The sequence below is a fragment of the Nocardioides cremeus genome (assembly GCF_030518195.1).
GTDB lineage: Bacteria > Actinomycetota > Actinomycetes > Propionibacteriales > Nocardioidaceae > Nocardioides > Nocardioides cremeus.
Map to the genome: position 1 here is coordinate 16,971 of NZ_JAULSC010000004.1, position 20,828 is coordinate 37,798.

15 protein-coding genes and 1 tRNA gene are annotated in these 20,828 nt (G+C 73.4%); 6 read left to right on the forward strand and 10 right to left on the reverse strand.

What is annotated here, in order from left to right:
- Positions 1-37: 37 nt before the first annotated feature.
- Together QWJ41_RS05785 and QWJ41_RS05790 are read right to left on the reverse strand one after the other, a co-directional pair.
- Positions 38-113 (reverse strand) — tRNA-Thr (locus QWJ41_RS05785).
- 111 nt (positions 114-224) lie between these two features.
- Positions 225-407, reverse strand: coding sequence for a hypothetical protein (locus tag QWJ41_RS05790; RefSeq protein WP_302706391.1), 183 nt, complete (start codon positions 405-407; stop codon positions 225-227).
- Between the two features lie 97 nt (positions 408-504).
- Here QWJ41_RS05790 and QWJ41_RS05795 point away from each other — a divergent pair, with 97 nt between their 5' ends.
- From QWJ41_RS05795 to QWJ41_RS05805, 3 genes are read left to right on the forward strand one after another with little or no spacing between them, the layout of a single operon-like run.
- Positions 505-1,440, forward strand: a complete 936-nt coding sequence (locus QWJ41_RS05795) for a LysR family transcriptional regulator (RefSeq protein ID WP_302706392.1) — start codon at positions 505-507, stop codon at positions 1,438-1,440.
- Between the two features lie 42 nt (positions 1,441-1,482).
- Complete coding sequence (locus QWJ41_RS05800; RefSeq protein ID WP_302706393.1) at positions 1,483-2,838, forward strand: flavin monoamine oxidase family protein; 1,356 nt, start codon at positions 1,483-1,485, stop codon at positions 2,836-2,838.
- 31 nt (positions 2,839-2,869) lie between these two features.
- The gene (locus QWJ41_RS05805) at positions 2,870-3,268 is read left to right on the forward strand and encodes a limonene-1,2-epoxide hydrolase family protein (protein WP_302706395.1); all 399 of its coding nucleotides are present in this window, start codon (positions 2,870-2,872) and stop codon (positions 3,266-3,268) included.
- A gap of 9 nt (positions 3,269-3,277) precedes the next feature.
- On the opposite strand, the gene QWJ41_RS05810 is transcribed toward QWJ41_RS05805, so the two are convergent.
- The 5 genes from QWJ41_RS05810 to topA form a co-directional block, all read right to left on the reverse strand.
- Entirely contained in the window at positions 3,278-4,873 is a 1,596-nt protein-coding gene (locus tag QWJ41_RS05810) for an alpha/beta hydrolase (RefSeq protein WP_302706397.1), read from the reverse strand.
- On the reverse strand, positions 4,870-6,057 hold the full coding sequence (locus QWJ41_RS05815) for a DNA polymerase III subunit delta' (protein WP_302706399.1): 1,188 nt from the start codon (positions 6,055-6,057) through the stop codon (positions 4,870-4,872). Before QWJ41_RS05815 ends, QWJ41_RS05810 begins: the two co-directional genes overlap by 4 nt.
- On the reverse strand, positions 6,054-6,743 hold the full coding sequence (tmk, locus tag QWJ41_RS05820; protein WP_302706401.1) for a dTMP kinase: 690 nt from the start codon (positions 6,741-6,743) through the stop codon (positions 6,054-6,056). The genes QWJ41_RS05815 and tmk overlap by 4 nt, the downstream gene beginning before the upstream one ends.
- Positions 6,744-6,813: 70 nt before the next feature.
- Positions 6,814-7,902, reverse strand: coding sequence for a spore photoproduct lyase family protein (locus tag QWJ41_RS05825; protein WP_302706402.1), 1,089 nt, complete (start codon positions 7,900-7,902; stop codon positions 6,814-6,816).
- Between the two features lie 130 nt (positions 7,903-8,032).
- Positions 8,033-10,765 (reverse strand): type I DNA topoisomerase, encoded by a 2,733-nt coding sequence (gene topA, locus QWJ41_RS05830; RefSeq protein ID WP_302706404.1) that lies wholly within the window; start codon positions 10,763-10,765, stop codon positions 8,033-8,035.
- 270 nt (positions 10,766-11,035) lie between these two features.
- On the opposite strand from topA, the gene QWJ41_RS05835 reads away from it, so the two are divergent.
- The gene (locus QWJ41_RS05835) at positions 11,036-11,911 is read left to right on the forward strand and encodes a hypothetical protein (RefSeq protein WP_302706406.1); all 876 of its coding nucleotides are present in this window, start codon (positions 11,036-11,038) and stop codon (positions 11,909-11,911) included.
- Positions 11,912-11,917: 6 nt separating this feature from the next.
- On the opposite strand, the gene QWJ41_RS05840 is transcribed toward QWJ41_RS05835, so the two are convergent.
- Positions 11,918-13,450 (reverse strand): DUF7059 domain-containing protein, encoded by a 1,533-nt coding sequence (locus tag QWJ41_RS05840; protein WP_302706408.1) that lies wholly within the window; start codon positions 13,448-13,450, stop codon positions 11,918-11,920.
- Positions 13,451-13,595: 145 nt separating this feature from the next.
- Between QWJ41_RS05840 and QWJ41_RS05845 the strand changes: the two genes are divergently transcribed.
- On the forward strand, positions 13,596-15,224 hold the full coding sequence (locus QWJ41_RS05845) for an Ig-like domain repeat protein (protein ID WP_302706410.1): 1,629 nt from the start codon (positions 13,596-13,598) through the stop codon (positions 15,222-15,224).
- A 106-nt stretch (positions 15,225-15,330) separates the two neighbouring features.
- Here QWJ41_RS05845 and QWJ41_RS05850 read toward each other — a convergent pair whose 3' ends face one another.
- Positions 15,331-17,655 (reverse strand): sodium-translocating pyrophosphatase, encoded by a 2,325-nt coding sequence (locus QWJ41_RS05850; RefSeq protein WP_302706412.1) that lies wholly within the window; start codon positions 17,653-17,655, stop codon positions 15,331-15,333.
- A gap of 204 nt (positions 17,656-17,859) precedes the next feature.
- On the reverse strand, positions 17,860-18,198 hold the full coding sequence (locus QWJ41_RS05855; RefSeq protein WP_302706413.1) for an anti-sigma factor antagonist: 339 nt from the start codon (positions 18,196-18,198) through the stop codon (positions 17,860-17,862).
- A gap of 225 nt (positions 18,199-18,423) precedes the next feature.
- Between QWJ41_RS05855 and QWJ41_RS05860 the strand changes: the two genes are divergently transcribed.
- Positions 18,424-20,802, forward strand: a complete 2,379-nt coding sequence (locus QWJ41_RS05860; RefSeq protein ID WP_302706415.1) for a DEAD/DEAH box helicase — start codon at positions 18,424-18,426, stop codon at positions 20,800-20,802.
- Positions 20,803-20,828: the final 26 nt, after the last annotated feature.

A 20,828-nucleotide genomic window follows, 5' to 3' on the forward strand; every position in this document is an offset into this window, starting at 1 on the left:
GCCGGAGCGACGAGAGCCGTGTGGCGGAGGAGGCTTCTGGAGCCGCCTGTCGGAATCGAACCGACGACCTTCTCATTACGAGTGAGACGCTCTACCGACTGAGCTAAGGCGGCGTGCTGCCCGTGCCGGTCTCCGGCTGCGGGCAACGCGGGTGAGCATACAGACGCCGCCCCGGCCGCGAGAAATCAGGCGGCAGGGACGGCGGCGTACGACGTGGATCTCGCTCAGGCGGCGAGGACGCGCTTGCGGGGCTCGGCGTCGGCCCAGCCCAGCGGGGCGGACTGCTCGGAGCCGCACCAGCAGGTGAAGGTCGCGACCGGCCCGGTCTCGGAGCCGGTGACGGCCGTGATCTGGGAGGGGAAGATGAGCTGGCGCTTGCTGCAGGAGGTGCAGAGGTGGGTGAGCACGGCGGTTCCTTTCTCGACTCGGAGACGTGGTGTCTGCGTCCAGTCTGACTCGCCGGTAGCAATAGGGGTAGCCTGACTTTCCTGCGGAAGCCATAGGATGAGCCTTGTGCTCTCTGTGCACCAGCTCACATGTTTCCTCGCCACCTACGAGCAGGGGTCGCTGACCCGCGCGGCCGACGAGCTCGGCTACGCCCAGCCGTCGGTCTCCGAGCAGATCCGGGCGCTGGAGAAGTCGCTCGGCGTGCAGCTCTTCCACCGGGTCGGGCGCGGCGTCGTGCCGACCACGGTCGCCGAGACCATGCGTCCCTACGCCGAGCAGGTGCTGGCCGCCATCGCGGAGACCGAGCGCGCCGTGGCGAGCGTGAAGTCGCTCGAGACCGGCACGATCCGCTTCGGCATGTTCGGCATCGCTCGCCTGTACGCCGGGTCCGCGCTGATCGCCGACGTGCTGGCGCGCTACCCCGGCGTGCGCGTCGAGCTCGTCGGCCAGAACTCCACCGAGGTCGTCGAGGACCTGCGCCGCGGTCGTCTCGAGGCGGCCATGCTGGCGGTCTCCACGGTCGCCAGCGAGGGCATCGCGGTGCGACCGGTTGCCCGGGAGGAGCTGGTCTACATCAGCGCCGACCCCGAGCACCTGGCCTCCCCGGTCACCGCGCACCGGCTCGCGCAGGCCTCGCTGGTGATGCCGGAGACGACCTACCGCGCGGTCGACTCGACCCGGGCCACGCTGCGCCAGATGCTGCACGAGACCGGTCGCAACCCGCAGAGCCGGATCGAGGTCGAGGACGTCGAGACCGCGGTCGAGCTGGTGGGGATGGGCCTGGCCGACAGCGTCATCCCCCGGGGCGCCGCCGAGCAGCTGCTGCCACGGCTGGCGCCCCGGGCCGGGTTCGTCTCGCTGCGCCCGCGCCAGTTCGACACCTTCGCCATCGTGCACCGCACCAACGCGGTGCTCTCCCCCGCCGCCCAGCTGATGATCGAGCTGGCCACCCGCCGGATGCAGTCGATCGCGGAGCCCATCAACCCCCGGTGAGCGCGCCCCGACATCACTAGGCTGCGCCCAGGAGGTCGGTCGATGAGCAGTCACGACGTGGTGGTGGTCGGTGCCGGCCTGGCCGGGCTCGCCGCCGCCCGCGCGCTGGTCGCGGCCGGCCGGTCCGTGGTCGTGCTGGAGGCACGCGACCGGGTCGGGGGCCGGACCGAGGGAGGCCTGCTCTCCGACGGGCAGTGGGTCGAGCTCGGCGGGCAGTGGATCGGGCCCACCCAGGACCGCATGTACGAGCTCGTCGCGGAGCACGGCCTGCGCACCGTGCCGACGTACGACGACGGGGACATGCTCTTCTCCCTCGGCGGCCGCACCCGGCGGATGAGCAGCGCCAAGGGCGCCGTGCCGCGGCTGAACCCGGTCGCCCTCGCCGACCTCGCCCAGGGCGTGACCCGCTTCGCCCGCCTGGCTCGGCGCGTCGACACCGACCACCCGTGGCTGACCCCCGAGGCCGGGCGTCTCGACGCCCAGACGCTGCACAGCTGGGTGCACCGCCACCTGCGGACCGCCGCGGGGCGCGCCTACTTCGACCTCTTCGCCGAGGCCGTCCTCGCGACCGGGGCCGGCGACGTGTCGCTGCTGCACGCGCTCTTCTACACCCGCTCCGGCCAGGACCTGGACACCCTGATGGCCACCGGGGCCGGCGCCCAGCAGGACCGCATCGAGGGCGGGTCGGTGCTGCTCAGCGAGCGGCTGGCCGCGCCGCTCGACGTCCGGCTCGGCCAGGTGGTGAGCCAGGTCGAGCAGGACGACCGGGAGGTCACCGTCGGCACCCGTGACGGCCGGCGCTGGCGGGCACGACGCGCGGTCGTGGCCCTGCCGCCCACCCTGGCCGGCCGGCTCGCTCACCGGCCGCTCCTGCCCGCCCTGCGCGACCAGCTGACCCAGCGCACCCCGGCCGGCAGCGTCATCAAGGTGTACGCCGTCTACCCGACGCCCTTCTGGCGCGAGGAGGGGCTCAACGGCCAGGTGGCCTCCGACCGTGGCCCGGTGAAGGTGGTCTTCGACAACTCGCCGCCGGGCTACCCGCGCGGCATCCTGCTCTGCTTCCTCGAGGGCAGCGCCGCCCGCGAGTGGTCGGGCCGCGACCCTGCCGAGCGCCGGCAGGCCGTCGTGGACTGCCTGGTCGGCTACTTCGGCCCCCGTGCCGCCGCCCCCGTGGAGTACCTCGAGCGCGACTGGTCGGCCGAGGAGTTCACCCGCGGCTGCTACGGCGCCCACTTCACCCCGGGCACCTGGACCGGCTTCGGCAGCGCGCTGCGCGAGCCCGTGGGCCGCGTGCACTGGGCCGGCACCGAGTGCTCGCCGGTCTGGAACGGCTACATGGAGGGGGCGGTGCGCTCCGGCGAGACCACCGCGGCCGAGGTGCACTCCCGGCTGGGGTGAGCCCGTGCCGTGGGGTCTCTAGGCTGGCGCCATGACTGAGCCCCGTGACGTCGTCCGCGCCTTCCTCGAGCACCTCGACGCCGGCGAGACCGACCGGGCCAACGCCCTGCTGGCCCCCGACGTGGAGTGGCGCAACACCCGGCTGCCCACGGTGCGCGGCGCCAAGGTCGCCGAGGCCCTCGACATGCTCACCGCCCGCGGCGTCGGGGTCCGCGTCGAGCTGCACCACGTCGGCGCCGACGGCTCCACCGTGCTCACCGACCGCCACGACACGCTGACCTGGAAGGCCTACGGCAGCCGGTTCCACGTCGACGGCACCTTCGAGGTGCGCGACGGGCTGATCACGCTGTGGGACGACCGGTTCAGCTGGGGCGAGGCGAGCGTCGCCTCGGTGGCCGGGCTGCTGCGACTGCTGCGCGGCGCTCGCTGAGCAGCGGGCTCAGCAGGTGGTGCCGTCGTCGGGGACGGTGCCCTCGATGAGGAAGGCCTCGATCGCCTCGTCGATGCAGGCGTTGCCCGAGTTGTACGCCGTGTGCCCGTCGCCCTCGCGGGTCAGCAGCACCCCGGGCTCGAGCTGGTCGGCCAGCGCCTGCGCCCACTCGTAGGGCGTCGCCGGGTCGCGGGTGGTGCCCACGACCAGGATCGGCGCCGCGCCCTCGGCGGTGATCTCGCCGAGGCGGGTGGAGGGGTCGGGCTCGACCTCGAGGCCGCGGCAGCCGACCAGGCTCCAGGCGAACACCTCGCCCAGGGTCGGGGACGCCTCGAGGAAGTCGGGCACCTGCGCCGGGATCTCCTCGACCGGGGTCGAGGACGGGTCGTCGAGGCAGTTGATCGCGTAGATCGCCTCGGAGGAGTTGTCGGTGTAGTTGCCGCTGGGCGTGCGCGAGGCGTAGGTGTCGGCGAGCAGCATCAGCGTGGTGCCGTCGCCGGCGAAGGCCGCCTCGAGCGCCTGGCTCAGCAGGAACCAGTAGTCGCTGACGTAGAGCGGCGTGATCAACCCGTAGAAGGCGCTGCCGACGGTGAGCTCGCGCCCACCCGGGGCGGGGATCGGCTCGCGGTCGACCTCCTCGAGGAAGGCCACGATGCGGTCGAGGCCCTCCTGCACGCTCTCGCCGAGGAAGCAGTCACCGCCCTCGACGCAGTCGCTCACGTAGGCACGCAGCGCCCGCTCGAAGCCCGCCGCCTGGCCCAGGTTGAGCTCGCGGCTGGTGAGGCTGACGTCGACGGCGCCGTCGAGGACGAGCCGGTCGGCCCGGTCGGGGAAGAGCTCGGCATAGGTGGCGCCCAGCTTGGTGCCGTAGGAGGCGCCCAGGTAGGTCAGGCCGCTCTCGCCCAGCGCCGCGCGCAGCACGTCCATGTCCTTGGCCGCCTCGACCGTGCTGACGTGGGCGGCCAGGTCGCCGGAGCGCTCCACGCACCCGTCGAAGAACGTCTCGAGGTCGGCGACCAGCGCCTCGACCTCGGCCGGCTCGTCGGGCGAGGGGTCGGCGGCCAGGAACTCGGTCAGCTGCTCGTCGGAGAGGCAGTCGACCGGCGCCGAGCCACCGGTGCCGCGGGGGTCGAAGCCGACGATGTCGTAGCGGGCCAGCAGCGGTGCGCGGAAGACCGCGTCGCCGGCCGCGGCGTACGACGTGCCGGGGGCGCCGGGCCCGCCGGGGTTGACCACCAGCGACCCGAGGCGCTGCCCGGGCTCGCTCGCCGGCACCCGCAGCACCGCGATCTCGATCGTCTCGCCACCGGGGTCGGTGTAGTCGAGCGGCACCTGCAGGTCGGTGCACTCGTGGTCGGCGTCGCCCTCGCACGGCTGCCAGTCGAGGGACTGGTCGTAGAAGGGCGCCAGGGCGGGGTCGGGCGGCTCGGTGGCGTCGCCGGAGGGGGTGGTGCTCAGCGCCGGGCCGGTGCGCGGCTGCCGCTGCGGGGCCTCGTCGTCGCCGCCGAGCATGCCGCCCAGCACCAGGGCCAGGGCCAGGCCGAGGGCGCTGAGGACCATGGCCAGGACGACCACGATCGCCACGACCTGCTTGATCGACCTCAACGAACGCTCCCCTCGGGCACTATCAGGGCGACCATCATGGCCTCCAGCGCCAAGGCCGGCTGCACGTTGAACTCCAGCATCTGCTCGCGCGCCTCGAAGACCGCGTCGATGCGGCGCAGGTTGAGCTCGGGGCTGGAGGTGCGCACGACCTCCTCGACGTCGGGCCGGATCTCCTCGTTGACCAGCGCGCCCGCGGCGCCGACCGCGACCGCGATCGCGTCGCGGTAGACCGAGACCAGGTCCATCAGGCTGCGGTCGACCACGTCGAGGACGCGCCGCTTGGCGCGGGTCTTCTGACCCTTCTCCAGCGCGGAGAGGGCCGGTGCGTACTCCCGCGGGCGGCGGCCGCGCTCGACCACGCCGTAGGAGGCGTCGAGGTCGACCTTCTCGCGGGCGTCGAGCTCGGCGGTGATCGCCTCGGCCTCCTCCTTCGCGACCTCGACGAGGTTGGCGGCGGCCTGCATGCAGGCGCCCAGCGTCGTCAGCTTCGTCGGGTAGAGCACCACCTCGCGCCGGCGGTTGCGGGTCGCCTCGTCTGTGGCCAGGGCCCGGGCCCGGCCGATGTGGCCCTGGCTGGCGCGGGCGGCGTACGACGCCAGCGCGTCGGGCACGCCGAGGGTGCGGGAGAGGAAGGCGGCCACGTCGGGGGAGGTCGGGGTGGTCAGCGTGACCAGCCGGCAGCGGCTGACCACGGTGGGCAGCACGTCCTCGAGGGTGGGGGCGCAGAGCATCCACACGGTGCGCTCGCCCGGCTCCTCGATCGCCTTGAGCAGCGCGTTCCAGGCCCGCTCGGTGAGCCGGTCGGCGTCCTCGATGATGAGGATCTGGCGCCCCGAGCCCACCGGCGAGAGGGACGCCTTGCGCACCAGGTCGCGCACCTCGTCGACACCGATGGAGAGCTTCTCGGTGCGGACCAGGGCGACGTCGGCGTGGCTGCCGACCAGGGTGGTGTGGCAGCCGTGGCAGTGCCCGCAGCCGACCAGGTCGGGGCCGTTCTCGCACTGCAGCGCGGCCGCGAACGCGATCGCGGCGTTGGAGCGGCCCGAGCCGGGCGGGCCGGTGAACAACCAGGCGTGGCTCATGCCCTGGCCCGACGCGGCCTTGCGCAGCGCCTTGATCGCCGGGCGCTGGCCGACCAGGCGCTCCCAGACGGTCGAGGTCACCTCGTGGGTGGGCGTGCTCACGGGGCCACCTGGTCGGCCTGCTGGGGGTCGGCCTGCTGGGGTGCGGTCAGGGCCTCGAGCAGCGGGACGAGCCGCGCCTGCACGGCCGCCGCGACCTCCTCGACGGGGGCGCGGGCGTCGAGCACGAGGTAGTGCTCCGGGTCGGTGGCGGCCATCGCGACGAACGACTCGCGCACCCGCTGGTGGAACTCCAGCGACTCGCCCTCGATGCGGTCGCGGCCCTCGAAGCGGCCCAGGCCGGCGGCGGGCTCGAGGTCGAGGACGACCGTCAGGTGCGGACGCAGGTCGCCGGTCGCCCAGCGGGCCACCTGCTCGACCTCGGCGACCGGCAGTCTGCGACCGGCGCCCTGGTAGGCCAGCGTGGAGTCGACGTAGCGGTCGGTGACCACGACCTCGCCGCGCTCGAGCGCCGGCAGCACCAGCGTCTCGACGTGCTCGGCCTTGTCGGCGGCGTAGAGCAGCGCCTCGGTGCGGTCGGCGAGCGCCCCGGTCTCAGGCGCGAGCACGATCTCACGCAGCCGGCGACCGACGGGGGTGTCCCCCGGCTCGAAGGTCAGCACCACGCGGTGGCCCTGCTCCTCGAGCCAGGCGCGCAGCAGCCGCGACTGGGTCGACTTGCCGGAGCCCTCGCCGCCCTCGAAGCACACGAAGACGCCGCGCTGGGTGTAGGTGCCGGGCGATGTCACGGCCCCGAACCTACGTGGGGGCACCGACACCGGCCAGCACCGGTCCACAGCCGCTGCGCACGCGTGCGCCTCAGAAGGCGTAGCGGACCCGGCAGTAGGGCATCCGCTCGGCCAGCAGGTCGGTGAGCTGGTCGCGCCAGCGGGCCTTCCAGGCGGCGCGGTAGCGCACGTTGGCCTGCCCCGAGTGGCTGGTCTTGGGCTCCTGGAGGTCCGGGCGCCACAGCAGCTCCTCGCCGCGCGGGTGCCAGCCCAGGTTGACCTCGTGCAGCGGCTCGTTGTGGGTCAGGAAGATGATCTCGCAGGCCAGCTGGGCCTTGGCCCGCTCCCCCAGCACGTCGTCGACCTGGTCGAACAGCTCGGCCCACTGCTCCAGCCACTGCTCGTGCACCACCACCGGGCTGAAGTTGAGGTGCACCTCGTAGCCGGCCTCGACGAAGTCGTCGACCGCAGCGATCCGCTCGGCGATGCGCGAGGTGCGCAGGTCGAGCCGGTGCGCCAGCGGCTCGGGCATCAGCGAGAACCGCACCCGGGTGCCGCCGCGCGGGTCCCAGTCGAGCAGGTCGCGGTTGACCAGCTTGGTGGCGAAGCTGGCCTTGGCCCCGCGCAGGTCGCCGAAGAGGTCGACCAGGTCGCGCACGTTGTCGGAGACCAGCGCGTCGGCCGAGCAGTCGCCGTTCTCGCCCAGGTCGTAGACCCAGTCGACGGGGTCGCACTGGTTGGGCTCGGTCTTGGGCCCCTGCCGCGCCGCGTGGCGGGCGAGGTAGCCCGCGATCCGCTCGATGTTGACGAAGACCGTGATCGGGTTGGCGAAGCCCTTGCGCCGCGGCACGTAGCAGTAGCTGCAGGCCATCGCGCAGCCGTTGCTGGTGGACGGGGCGATGAAGTCGGCCGAGCGGCCGTTGGGCCGCGCCTGCAGGCTCCGCTTCTCCCCCAGCACCAGCACCTCGCGCTTGGTGCGCACCCACCGCTCCACCCCGCCGGGGTTGCCGTAGAGCCCGGGGATGTCCTGGTGGGAGGCCACCTCGACCCGCTCCGCGTCGGGGAAGCGCTCCAGCACCTGCTGCGCGCGCGGCCACCGCCCGATGTCGGGCTCGTGGTAGATCCGGCGCACCTCGAGCAGGCGCTCGGCAGCGGTGGGCGGGGGCATGGGCATGGGCATGGGGCCAGGCTAGGCAGGCCCGCCGACACCAGCCCCCGGACCGGCCCCCGACACCAGCCCCGACACTGGCCCCGACGACGTACGCCGCCCGGCTCGCGGCGGGCGAGCGGGCGGCCTACGGGCCGGGGCCTCAGGACTTCTTGGCCGCGGCCTTCTTCGTCGTCTTCTTGGCGGCCGTCTTCTTCGTGGCGGTCTTCTTGGCCGTCGTCTTCTTGGCTGCCGACTTCTTGGCAGGGGCCTTCTTGGCGCCCTTCTTGGCCGGACCGCGGGCGCGACGCTCCTCGAGCAGCTCGGCGGCGCGCTCGAGGGTGAGGTCCTCGACCGTGTCGTCCTTGCGCAGGGTGGCGTTGTACTCGCCGTCGGTGACGTACTCGCCGAAGCGGCCCGACTTCACCACGACCGGCTGCCCGGAGACCGGGTCGTTGCCCAGCTCCTTGAGCGGCGGGGCCGCGGCGGCCCGCCCGCGCTGCTTGGGCTGGGAGTAGATCTTCAGGGCCTCCTCGAGGGTGACCGTGAAGAGCTGGTCCTCGCTGGTCAGCGAGCGCGAGTCGGTGCCCTTCTTCAGGTACGGCCCGTAGCGGCCGTTCTGGGCGGTGATCTCGTCGCCGGTCTCGGGGTCCTCGCCGACCACACGGGGCAGCGAGAGCAGCTTGACGGCGTCGTCGAGGGTGATCGTGTCGAGCGACATCGACTTGAAGAGCGAGCCGGTGCGGGGCTTGGCGCTCTTCTTGGCGTCCTCGGGCAGGTCCTCGGTGACGTAGGGGCCGAAGCGGCCGTTCTTGGCCACCACCCGCAGCCCGGTCTCGGGGTGCGCGCCCAGCTCGATCTCCTCGCCGGCGGGGTTGGCGAAGAGCTCCTTGGCCTTCTCGAGCGTCAGCTCGTCGGGCGGCAGGTCGTCGGGCACGTTGGCGCGCTTGCCGACCGGGTTGCCCTCGTCGTCGGGGCCCTCGAGGTAGGGGCCGTAGCGGCCCACCCGCAGGTTGACCCCCGAGTCGGGGCCACCGACCGGGAAGGTCGCCAGCTCGCGGGCATCGATGTCGCCGAGCTCGTCGACGAGCTTCTTCAGCCCGTCGAGCTCCTCGGTGCCGTAGTAGAACTCGCCGAGCTCGGTGTTGCGCTGCTTGCGCCCGGCGGCGATCTCGTCGAGCACGTCCTCCATCTGCGCGGTGAACTCGTAGGAGATCTGGCGCGGGAAGTGCTCCTCGAGCAGCCGGATCACCGAGAACGCCAGCCAGGCCGGCACCAGCGCGGTGCCCTTCTTGTAGACGTAGCCGCGGTTGAGGATCGTGCCGATGATCGAGGCGTACGTCGAGGGGCGGCCGATCTCGCGCTCCTCGAGCTCCTTGATCAGCGTGGCCTCGGTGTAGCGCGCCGGCGGCTTGGTCTCGTGGCCGTTGGCGCTGATCGAGGCCGCCGAGACCGCGTCGCCCTGGGCGAGCTGCGGCAGGCGGGTCTCCTGGTCGTCGGAGGCCGCACCGTGGTCGGTGCCCTCGACGTAGGCCTTGAGGAAGCCGTGGAAGGTGATGACGCGACCGCTGGCCGAGAAGACGACGTCCTCGCCGGTCGACGCGGCGCCGCCGAGGCGGATGGTCACCGACTGGCCGACGGCGTCCTTCATCTGCGAGGCGACGGTGCGCATCCAGATCAGCTCGTAGAGGCGGAACTGCTCGCCCTTGAGCCCGGTCTGGGCGGGGGTGCGGAAGGTCTCGCCGGCGGGGCGGATCGCCTCGTGCGCCTCCTGGGCGTTCTTGACCTTCGAGGCGTAGGTCCGCGGGGCGTCGGGCAGGTACTCCGCGCCGTACAGCTCCTGGACCTGGGCGCGGGCCGCGTTGACCGCGGTGCCCGACAGGGTCGTGGAGTCGGTACGCATGTAGGTGATGAAGCCGTTCTCGTAGAGGCGCTGCGCGACCGACATGGTCACGCTGGCGCCCATGCCGAGCTTGCGGCTGGCCTCCTGCTGCAGCGTCGTGGTGCGGAACGGCGCGTACGGCGAGCGGCGGTAGGGCTTGGACTCCACCGAGCGCACGTCGAAGGTGGTCTCGCCGAGCCCGGCGACCAGCGCCTCGGCGCGGGTGCGGTCGAGGTGGACGACCTTGCCCTCGGCGGACGACTTGAGCACGCCCTCGGAGGTGAAGTCGGAGCCGCGCGCCACGCGACGCTCGTCGACGGAGTAGACCTTCGCCGGGAACATCCGCTGGTCGTGCTTGGAGCCGGCGTCGAAGGTGCCCTCGAGGTCCCAGTAGGAGGCGATCTTGAAGGCCATCCGGTCGCGTTCCTTGTCGACGACCAGGCGGGTGGCCACCGACTGCACGCGCCCGGCCGACAGGCCCGACATGACCTTCTTCCACAGCACCGGGGAGACCTCGTAGCCGTAGAGGCGGTCGAGGATGCGGCGCGCCTCCTGGGCCTCGACGAGGTCGTCGTTGATCTGGCGCGGGTTGTCGACGGCAGCCTGGATCGCGGACTTGGTGATCTCGTGGAAGACCATCCGGTGCACCGGGATGTTCTTCGGCTTCAGCTCGTCGAGGAGGTGCCAGGCGATGGCCTCGCCCTCGCGGTCCTCATCGGTGGCCAGGTAGAGCTCGTCGGCGTCCTTGAGCAGGCCCTTGAGCTTGGTGATGTGGCTCTTCTTGTCGCGCGGCACCACGTAGTAGGGCTCGAAGCCGTTGTCGACGTCGACGGCCAGGCGGCCCCACGGCTTGTCCTTGATCTTGGCCGGGGTGTCCGCGGCCGACTGCGGGAGGTCGCGGATGTGGCCGATGGAGGACTCGACGACGTAGCCCTGGCCGAGGTACCCGCCGATGGTGCGGGCCTTCGCCGGGGACTCGACGATCACCAACTTGTGTGCCACTGCGTGTGTCATTCCTTCGAGAGTGTGGGGAGGAGCGGCGGTGCTCCCATGCGGTGTCCCCCCGTGCTGGCCGAGGGGCGACCCGTGAGGGTCCCGCCGGCCGTCACGGTAGCGCGTACAGCGTCGTACGCCGCTGCTGCGGCGTGGCCGCGGACGCTTTGCGCAGGTCAGCGGCCCTGTCGGCGGCTCGGACCGCGGGGCCTGTGGAGGAGCGGCTCGACGCGGCCGCCGACGTGCCAGCCTCGTCCGTCCACCGCCCGTCGCGACCTCGAGGAGACCCCTGTGACCGACCTGTACGGCGCCCCGCGCCGGCGTCCCCGCTACGACGACCGCTACCTCGACGAGCCCTGGTTCGACGACCCCCGGTTCGAGGAGCCCCGCTTCGACGAGCCCCGCTTCGACGAGTCCTGGGGGGAGGCGGCGCGTCGGGGCGGCCCGGTCGACGACCGGCTCACCGAGCTCGTCTTCCTCGACGGCCGCCTGGTCTCGCACACCACCGGGCCGGTGGCGGGCACGTCGTGGGCGGGCTTCGCGGCCCGCCGCGACCGCGAGGAGCGGCAGCCGCCCCCGCCACCGCCGACACCGCGCTGGCAGCACGTGCTCGACTGGCTCGCCGACCGGGTCGGCGGCGAGAGCGCGCTGGCCGGCCTCGACGCCGAGCCCCTGGGCGACGCGCCCGACCTGCCCGACGACTACCCCAGCCGGGCCGATCGCCAGCGGGTCGAGGCGGTCGCCGAGCTGCTCGACTCGGTGGCCGGGCGCTGCTTCGACACCGAGGTCGCCACCGCGCTGCGCACCGCCCTGCTCACCCTGTGGCGCCTCGAGCCCGAGGCCGTCAGCCGCGCCAGCAGCGCGGCCGCCTGCGCCGGCGGCCTCGCCTGGGCCGTCGCCAGGGCCAACGGGCTGCTGCACCCCGTGGGCGGGTTGCGGGTCGGCACGCTCAAGGACCACCTCGACCTGCGCAGCGCCCCGTCGGCGTACGGCGGCACGGTGCGCGCGGGACTCGTCGGCTTCCGCCACCTCGCCTCGCTGCACCACCGCCCGCTCGGGGTGCCCGACCTGCTCGACCTGGGCCACCCCGACCTGCTCACCGGCGCCACCCGCGCCCGCTTGCTGCACCTGCGCGACCGGGCCTGGGCCGCCCGCGACGCCGCCTGACCCGGGTCAGCGCTCGGCGAGGGTGAGGTAGCCCTCGCGCACCAGCTCGCGCACCACCGGCAGGTAGTCCTCGCGGGTGGCGGCGGGGTCGAGGTCGAGCAGCTCGGCCAGCGCGTCGAGGATCTGGCCGACCTCGAGGTCGCCGTCGCAGGCGCCGACCAGGGCGGCCACGACCGTGTCGGCTGGGCGGGCGCGGCGCAGCCCGGTCTGCTGGCGCAGCACGATGGTCTCGGGGTCCTCGGCGCCCGGCGCGCCCTGCGTCTCCTGCTGCACGTCGGGGCGGGTGACCAGGCGGTCCTCCGGGCCGACCTCAAGGCGCGCGGCGGCGCCCCACGCCGAGATCGCCGGCGCGATCGGCTGCTCGACCTCGTAGGGCCACGACAGGAGCTCGTGCGCCGGCGCGGGCGCGCGGTCCTCGCGCAGGTGCAGGTTGACCCAGCCGAAGCCGACGGCCTCGATGCGCTGCTCCTCCATCCACGACAGCCAGGTCTCGTAGCGGCGCCGGTAGTCGGCGGTGCCGGCCGCGGTGACCGAGCCCGTCGAGGGGTGGTGGCCGGAGTCCTTGAGCCACAGCTCGACGTACGACGCCGGGTCGAGCACCTCGCGCTGGACCACCAGCGCGTCGACGTCGTCGCGCAGCCACGCGCCGAGGCGCTCGTCCCACGGCTGGTCCTCGCTGATCACCCAGTTGGCCAGCACCTGGCACCAGCCGCCGGGGGCCAGGTGGTCGGGGGCGGTGCGCACGATGTCCTCGACGACCCGGTCGCCCGGCAGCCCGGAGTCGCGGTAGACCAGCCGCTCGCCGGTGGCCGGCGAGATCACGAACGGCGGGTTGGTGGCGATCAGGTCGAAGCGCTCGCCCTCGACGGGCTCGAAGAACGACCCGTCGCGCACGTCGACGCGCTCGGCGACGTCGTTGAGCTGGGCGTTGAAGCGGGTCAGGCGCAGCGCCCGGGCGTTGACGTCGGTGGCGACGACGGCGTCGCTGTGCCGGGCCAGGTGCAGCGCCTGGACGCCGCAGCCGGTGCCGAGGTCGAGCGCGCGCCCGACCGGCTCGCGCCGGGTCAGCTGGGCCAGCGACGTCGAGGCCGGGCTGATGCCCAGCACGTGGTCGGCGCCGACCCGCTGCGGCGCGCCGTCGAGGCCCGGGGTCAGGTCGGAGACCACCCACAGGTGCTCGGTGACCACCCCGCCGACGCCCGCGGGCCCGGCGTGCTCGGTGGCGTAGGGCCGCACGTCGAGGCGGGCCGCGACCTCGCCGACCGACTGCTCGAGCAGGCCCTCGACGCACATCCGCTCCACCAGCCCCGGCAGCGCCGCCTCGGCCTCGCCGGCCCCGACGGGCACCTGGAGCAGGAAGAGGCGCACCAGCGTGGCCAGCGGCGACCCGCCCGCCTGCGCCGTACGACGCAGCGCCGGGGTCGTCTCGTTGCGTGCGAGCGCGTCGTGGGCGCGGGGCCCGAGCAGCTCGGCCACGGCGTCGTAGGTGAAGTCGGCACGGACCAGGGCGTCACGCAGGAGATGGGGGAGGTCGCTCACCCGCGCGAGCCTAGTGACCGCTGCCGATCGGGCACACCTTGCGGATTCTCAGGACGAGGCTAGTCAGGGCGCTTTACCTTGCCCAGGACACCTCCGCGACCGGTCGGGAGCCCGGGGCGCGGACCACCATGGGGAGGGAACCCACATGTACCGAGCCCGACGCGCCCTCGGCGCCGCACTGACCACGACCCTGGCGTCCGCCGTCGTCGCCTCCAGCAGCGGCCTGGCCAGCGCGCCGGCCACCGCCGCACCCACGGCGGTCGCCGCCTCCGCTGCCACGGCCGGCAACACCACCGAGGCAGGCCTCGGCGGCGTGCTGGAGATCCTCGACCCAGCACGCATCCTGGGACACCTCGACGGCGTCGCCGCCCCCGGCACCCTGCTCGACCTGCAGCGCCCGACCTGGGACTTCTCGGACGTGCTGGGCTTGCTCACCGTCACCGAGTCGGTGCAGTGGCTGCGCGACGGCGTCGCGATCCCCGGCGCCACCGGCGGCTCCTACCTGCCGACCCCCGACGACGTGGGCAGCAACCTGCAGGCCGTGGTGACCGGCAGGGTGCTCGGCCTGCTGCCCGTCGACGCGTTCACCGACGTCGTCCGGGTCCTCACCACCGACGGCGGGAGCGGCGGTGGCGGTGGCGCGGAGACCCCCGATCCGCTCGAGGCGACCCAGCCGCCTCGGCTGACCGGCATCCCCGGCGTCGGGTCGCTGCTGCAGGTGCTGGACCCCGTGTGGAGCCTGCCGGGCGTCACCACGGGCTACCAGTGGTTCTCTGACAACGTGGCGATCCCGGGCGCGACCGGCCAGACCTTCGTGCCCACCCTCGCCCAGGCCGGCACCACCATCCACGCCAAGGTCACCGGCGTGCTCGTCGGGCTGCCCCTGGTCAGCGTGCTGACCGACTACCTGCCCATCCCCGCGGCCCCGGCCCAGGAGCTCGGTGCGAGCTCGCAGCCCGCACTCTCGGGCACCCCCAAGGTCGGGAAGACACTCACCGTCGCCGACCCGGCCTGGAACACCGACGACGTCGAGCAGACCTACCAGTGGCTGCGCGACGGTGCACCGATCACCGGCGCCAGCGCCGCGAGCCACCTGCTGGCACCCGCCGACCTGGGTCGATCGATCAGCGTGGCCGTGACCGGCACCAAGGAGGGCTGGACCAGCGCCACGGTCGACAGCAACGCGCTCACCACCACCGTGGGCGACGCCATCGTCGCCACCCTCCAGCCCCGCGTGAGCGGCACGCCCGCCCTGGGCCAGACCCTCACCGCCACGCCCGGCACCTGGGGCACCGGCGAGACGCCCGCGTTCGGCTACCAGTGGCTGCGCGACGGCGGGCCGATCACGGGCGCCACCCAGGCGTCGTACGTCGTCACGCTCGCCGACCTCGGGCGCGACCTCTCGCTGCGGGTGACCGCGACCCGCCCCGCCTACGCCCCGGGCAGCTTCACCACCGCCGGCCTCCCAGTCGCGCGGGTGGCCACGAGCACGACCGCGAAGGCGGCCAGGAAGAAGATCCGCCAGGGCCGGGCCGCGGTGCTGCGGATCACCGTCGACGCCGGCGCCGCGAGCCCCGACGGCAAGGTCCGCATCGACGAGGGCACCAAGCGCCTGCGGACCTTCAAGGTCGCGACCGGCACCAAGAAGGTCCGCGTCACCAAGCTCGGGCGGGGCAAGCACGTCCTGCGGGTCCGCTACCTCGGCTCGGCGACCACCGAGGCGTCGAAGGCCAGGAAGGTCGTCGTGCGGGTGCTCGGCCGGAAGCGTCGCTGACCCCGTACAGCCCCGCACAGCCCCGCACAGCCCGGTGCGGCTCAGGTCAGCCCACACAGCACGAGGCCCCCGCCCGGAGTCCGGACGGGGGCCTCGCACTGTCACCTCAGGCCGTGGACGGCCCGGTCGAGCCGGACGAGCCGGGCGAGCCCGACGACGGACCGGCCGGGGCCGGCTGGTCGTCACCGATGACCGTCGAGCGCTGCTTGGAGACGTAGACCGCGCCCGCGATCACCGCGGTCGCGACCAGTGCGATCAGGATCCGCACCACGTCGTTCTCACCCTCGCCGTAGGACATCTCGACGATGGCGGCCACGATCAGCAGCGAGACCAGGTTCATCACCTTCAGCAGCGGGTTGATGGCCGGGCCGGCGGTGTCCTTGAACGGGTCGCCGACGGTGTCGCCGATGACCGTCGCCTCGTGGGCCGGCGAGCCCTTGCCACCGTGGTGGCCGTCCTCGACCAGCTTCTTGGCGTTGTCCCAGGCCCCACCGGCGTTGGCCAGGAAGACCGCCATCAGGGTGCCGGTGGCGATCGCACCGGCCAGGAAACCGGCCAGCGGCGCCACCCCGAGGCCGAAGCCGACCGCGATCGGCGCCAGGATCGCCAGGATGCCCGGCGTCGCCAGCTCGCGCAGCGAGTCACGCGTCACGATGTCGACGACCTTGCCGTACTCCGGGCGACCGGTGCCCTCCATGATCCCGGGGATCTCGCGGAACTGGCGGCGCACCTCGTAGACCACTGCGCCCGCCGCCCGACCCACGGCGTTGATCGCCAGGCCCGAGAAGAGGAAGACCACGCCGGCGCCGAGGAGAGCACCGACGAGGACCTTGGCGTCGAAGACCCAGAAGCCCTCGTAGAACGGCGCTATGTCGGCCTCGCTGGCGACCTCGGTGAACTTCTCGAAGGCGTCCTGCGTGTACGACGCGAACAGTGCGCTGGCGGCCAGCACGGCCGTGGCGATCGCGATGCCCTTGGTGATGGCCTTGGTGGTGTTGCCGACCGCGTCGAGCTCGGTGAGGATCTGCGCGCCCTCCGGGCTGACGTCGCCGGACATCTCCGCGATGCCCTGGGCGTTGTCGGAGACCGGGCCGAAGGTGTCCATCGCGACGATGACGCCGACGGTGGTGAGCAGGCCGCAGCCGGCCAGCGCGACGGCGAACAGCGCCACCTCGCCGCCGATCAGCGCGGCACCGAAGACGGCCGCGCCGATGACGAAGGCGGTGTAGACAGCCGACTCGAAGCCGACGGCCAGGCCGGAGAGGATCACGGTCGCGGCGCCGGTCAGGGAGGTCTTGCCGACGTCCTGGACCGGGCGGTGCTCGGTGCCGGTGTAGTAGCCGGTCAACGAGAGGATGGCGGCGGCCAGCACGATGCCGATCACCACCGACAGCGAGGCGAAGACCGGCGGGCTCACCGCGGCCTCCACCCCGACGCCGAGCTCGGACCACTCGCCGGGCAGGTAGACGAAGGACAGCAGCACCGAGCCGACGGCGCCGATGGCGGCCGAGATGTAGAAGGCGCGGTTGATGGTCGTCAGGCCGCTCTCGCCGGCCCGCGGCTGGCACAGGTAGACGCCGGCCACCGCGGTCAGGGCGCCGATGGCGGGGATCAGCAGCGGGTAGACCAGGCCCTTGTCGCCGAAGGCCTGCGAGCCGAGGATCAGCGCCGCGACCAGGGTGACGGCGTAGGACTCGAAGAGGTCGGCGGCCATGCCGGCGCAGTCGCCGACGTTGTCACCGACGTTGTCGGCGATGGTGGCGGCGTTGCGAGGGTCGTCCTCGGGGATGTTGTTCTCGACCTTGCCGACCAGGTCGGCGCCCACGTCGGCGGCCTTAGTGAAGATGCCGCCGCCGACCCTCATGAACATCGCCAGCAGCGCGGCACCGAAGCCGAAGCCCTCGAGCACCTTGGGTGCGTCGTCCTGGAAGAAGATCACCACGAGGCTCGCGCCCAGCAGGCCCAGGCCGACCGTCAGCATGCCCACGGTGGCGCCGGTGCGGAAGCCGATGTGCATCGCGGGGTCGCGGCCCTGCGACTCCGCCGCCGCGGCCACGCGCAGGTTGGCCTGCACCGCGAGGTTCATGCCGAGGTAGCCCACGGCCGCGGAGAAGCCGGCGCCGCCCAGGAAGGCCACGGAGCGGAAGATCCGCACCACGGCGTCGTTGGCCGGCAGCAGCAGCAGCGCGAAGAACGCGATGCCCGCGAAGATGGCGAGGGTGCGGAACTGGCGGGTCAGGTAGGCGGTGGCTCCTTCCTGGACCGCTCGGGCGATGGTCTTCATGTTGTCGGTGCCCTCAGCGGCGGCGAGGACCTCTTGCCTGAACATCGCTGCCATCGCGAGCGCGCCGAGCGCGATCAGTGCGACGACGATGACCAGGACGAGGTCCCCACCGGTGACGGACACGACAGCGGGAACGAACCCCGTCATCTGCTGCCTCCTGCGACTCGGTCGTGCGGGGCCTGGTCACCACATGTGACCCAGGTCTCACGGAACGAGGCAGACTCTACGCAGATCCGACCCCCCGAGGGCACGCCGATGTGACCCGCGCCACAGCGTGTCGGCTTCGACGCCCTGTACGCGGGGCGTACGGCGGCGCGCCTGACGGCGTGGTCGCGCGGCGGGAGGGGTCGCTCAGCCGGCGGCGAGCGCGGCGTCGGCGGAGTCGTGGATCACGAACACCTTCGCCAGGCCGGTGATGCGGAAGATCTTCAGCAACCGGTCCTGGGTGCAGACCAGCTGCAGGGACCCGTCGTGGGCGCGGACCTTCTTCAGCCCGCCGACCAGCACACCGAGCCCGGTGGAGTCGAGGAACTCGACGGCCTCCATGTCGACGACGATGTCGTAGACGCCGGCCGCGACCAGCTCGGTGATCTTGTCGCGCAGCTTGGGGGCGGTGTAGACGTCGATCTCCCCGCCGACCGCAACGATGGTCTTGCCATCGGCATCGCGTGTCGCGAGGGTGAGGTCCACGTCGTTCTCCCTGTCAGCTGCGGTGAGGTGCCCGGAGGCGGCGGGACGCATGGGTCCCGAGCAATGGATCAGGCATATGAAACCACGTAGGCCAGCCAGGCGCACACCACTGCAAAGAGCCGGTCCCACATCGTGTCGTGCACCCCACGCCCCCGACGACGCCCCGACCCCGCCCACGACCACGTCGCCCGGCGCGGTGTCGGCGGCGTTTGGGACCATCGGAGCGTGCCCGTCCACTCCCCCGACCCCGCCGTCGCCCGCCCCGGTGACGGGGCGCGCGACAGCGTCAGCGACGCGGTGGAGCGGCTGGCCTCGCTGCCCTCGCGGGCGGGCCGCCTGACGCACCTGGAGCGGCTCCCGGCCCGGGCGGGGCGCCCGGCGCCGTGGCCGGGCTGGGCCGACCCCGAGGTCGTCGCGGCCCTCGGGCGGCGCGGCGTGTCGCAACCGTGGGAGCACCAGGTCGAGGCCGCGGAGGCGGCGTACGCCGGCCGGCACGTCGTGGTCTCGACCGGCACCGCCTCGGGCAAGTCGCTGGCCTTCCAGCTGCCGGCCCTGACCACCCTTCTGGGTGCCCGCGGCCGGCGCGGCCAGCGCGGCGCCACGACGCTCTACCTGTCGCCGACCAAGGCGCTGGCCCAGGACCAGCTGGCGTCGCTGCGCGGCCTCGAGCTCGGGCTGCGGGTGACCACCCACGACGGCGACTCGGGACGCGACCAGCGCGACTGGGCCCGCGACCACGCCGAGTACGTGCTGACCAACCCCGACATGCTGCACCGCAGCCTGCTGCCCGGCCACGAGCACTGGCACCACTTCTGGCGCACGCTGCGCTACGTGGTCGTCGACGAGTGCCACCACTACCGCGGCGTGTTCGGCGCCCACGTGGCGCAGGTGCTGCGCCGGCTGCGGCGGGTCTGCGCCGCGCACGGCTCCTCGCCGACCTTCGTGCTGGCCTCCGCGACGGTCGCCGAGCCGGCCACGGCCGCAGGGCGGCTGACCGGCCTGCCCGTGCACGCCGTCACCGACGACGCCTCACCGCGCGGGTCGGTCGCGCTCGGGCTGTGGGAGCCGCCGCTGACGTCGTACGCCGGCGAGAACGGCGCGCCCGTGCGTCGCGCCGCGTCGTCGGAGACCGCCGACCTGCTGACCGACCTGGTCGTCGAGGGGGTGCGCACCCTGGCCTTCGTGCGCTCGCGGCGCGGAGCCGAGCAGGTGGCGATGACCGCGGCCGGGCTCCTGGAGGAGGTCGACCCGGCACTGGCCGGGCGGGTCGCGTCGTACCGCGGCGGCTACCTGCCCGAGGAGCGGCGCGCGATCGAGCAGCAGCTGCGCGCCGGCGACCTGCTCGGGCTGGCCGCCACCAACGCCCTCGAGCTCGGCATCGACGTCAGCGGCCTCGACGCGGTGCTGATGGCCGGCTTCCCCGGCACCCGGGCCGCACTGTGGCAGCAGGTCGGTCGCGCCGGGCGGGGCGCCCGCGACGCGGCGGCGGTGCTGGTGGCGCGCGACGACCCCCTCGACACCTACCTGGTGCACCACCCCGAGGCGCTCTTCGGGCGCCCGGTCGAGGCGAGCGTCTTCGACGAGTCGAACCCCTACGTGCTGGGCCCGCACCTGTGCGCCGCGGCGCAGGAACAGGCGCTGACCGAGGCCGACCTGCCGCTCTTCGGGCCCACCGCGAGGGGCGTGGTCGACCAGCTGGTGGCCGCGGGGCTGCTGCGCCGGCGCTCGCACGGCTGGTTCTGGACCGACCGTCGTCGCGCCGCCGACCTGGCCGACATCAGGTCGGCGGGCGGGCGGCCGGTGCAGCTCGTCGAGGCCGGCACCGGGCGGGTGGTGGGCACCGTCGACGCGGGCAGCGCCCACGGCACCGCCCACCCCGGCGCGGTCTACCTGCACCGGGGCGAGACCTACCTCGTCACCTCGCTGGACCTCGAGGAGTCGGTGGCCGTCATCGAGCGCGCCGAGCCCGACCACACCACCTCGGCCCGCGAGGTCACCGACATCAGCATCGTCGCCGAGCGCGAGCACACCGCCTGGGGCCGGTGCCGGCTCTCGGTGGGCGAGGTGGCCGTGAGCCACCAGGTGGTCTCCTACCTGCTGCGCCGCCAGCCCGGCGGCGAGGTGGTCGGCGAGGAGCCGCTCGACCTGCCCGAGCGCACCCTGCGCACCACCGCGGTCTGGTGGAGCGTGCCCGACGACGTCCTCGCCGACAGCGGGATCGACCCGGGCGACCTGCCCGGCGCCGCGCACGCGGCCGAGCACTGCTCCATCGGGCTGCTGCCGCTCTTCGCTACCTGCGACCGGTGGGACATCGGCGGCGTCTCCACCGCCCGCCACCCCGACACCGGCGTGCTCACCGTCTTCGTGCACGACGGCCACCCGGGCGGTGCCGGCTTCGCGGAGCGGGGCTACCGCACCGCCCACGCCTGGCTCACCGCGACCCGCGAGGCGATCGTCTCCTGCGAGTGCGAGACGGGCTGCCCCTCGTGCATCCAGTCGCCCAAGTGCGGCAACCAGAACAACCCGCTCGACAAGGCCGGAGCGGCCCGGCTGCTCGAGGTGCTGCTCGCCGGGGCGACGCCGCACGCCGACGCGGAGGCGTAGCCGCCGGAGCTGCGGGTCACCGCCGG

What these genes read in the sequence shown, in the direction of transcription:
- QWJ41_RS05795 (WP_302706392.1), top strand. Translation starts at nt 505, where the DNA reads ATGAGCCTTGTGCTCTCTGTGCACCAGCTCACATGTTTCCTCGCCACC.
- QWJ41_RS05800 (WP_302706393.1), top strand. Translation starts at nt 1,483, where the DNA reads ATGAGCAGTCACGACGTGGTGGTGGTCGGTGCCGGCCTGGCCGGGCTC.
- QWJ41_RS05805 (WP_302706395.1), top strand. Translation starts at nt 2,870, where the DNA reads ATGACTGAGCCCCGTGACGTCGTCCGCGCCTTCCTCGAGCACCTCGAC.
- QWJ41_RS05825 (WP_302706402.1), bottom strand. Translation starts at nt 7,902, where the DNA reads ATGCCCATGCCCATGCCCCCGCCCACCGCTGCCGAGCGCCTGCTCGAG.
- topA (WP_302706404.1), bottom strand. Translation starts at nt 10,765, where the DNA reads ATGACACACGCAGTGGCACACAAGTTGGTGATCGTCGAGTCCCCGGCG.
- QWJ41_RS05845 (WP_302706410.1), top strand. Translation starts at nt 13,596, where the DNA reads ATGTACCGAGCCCGACGCGCCCTCGGCGCCGCACTGACCACGACCCTG.
- QWJ41_RS05850 (WP_302706412.1), bottom strand. Translation starts at nt 17,655, where the DNA reads ATGACGGGGTTCGTTCCCGCTGTCGTGTCCGTCACCGGTGGGGACCTC.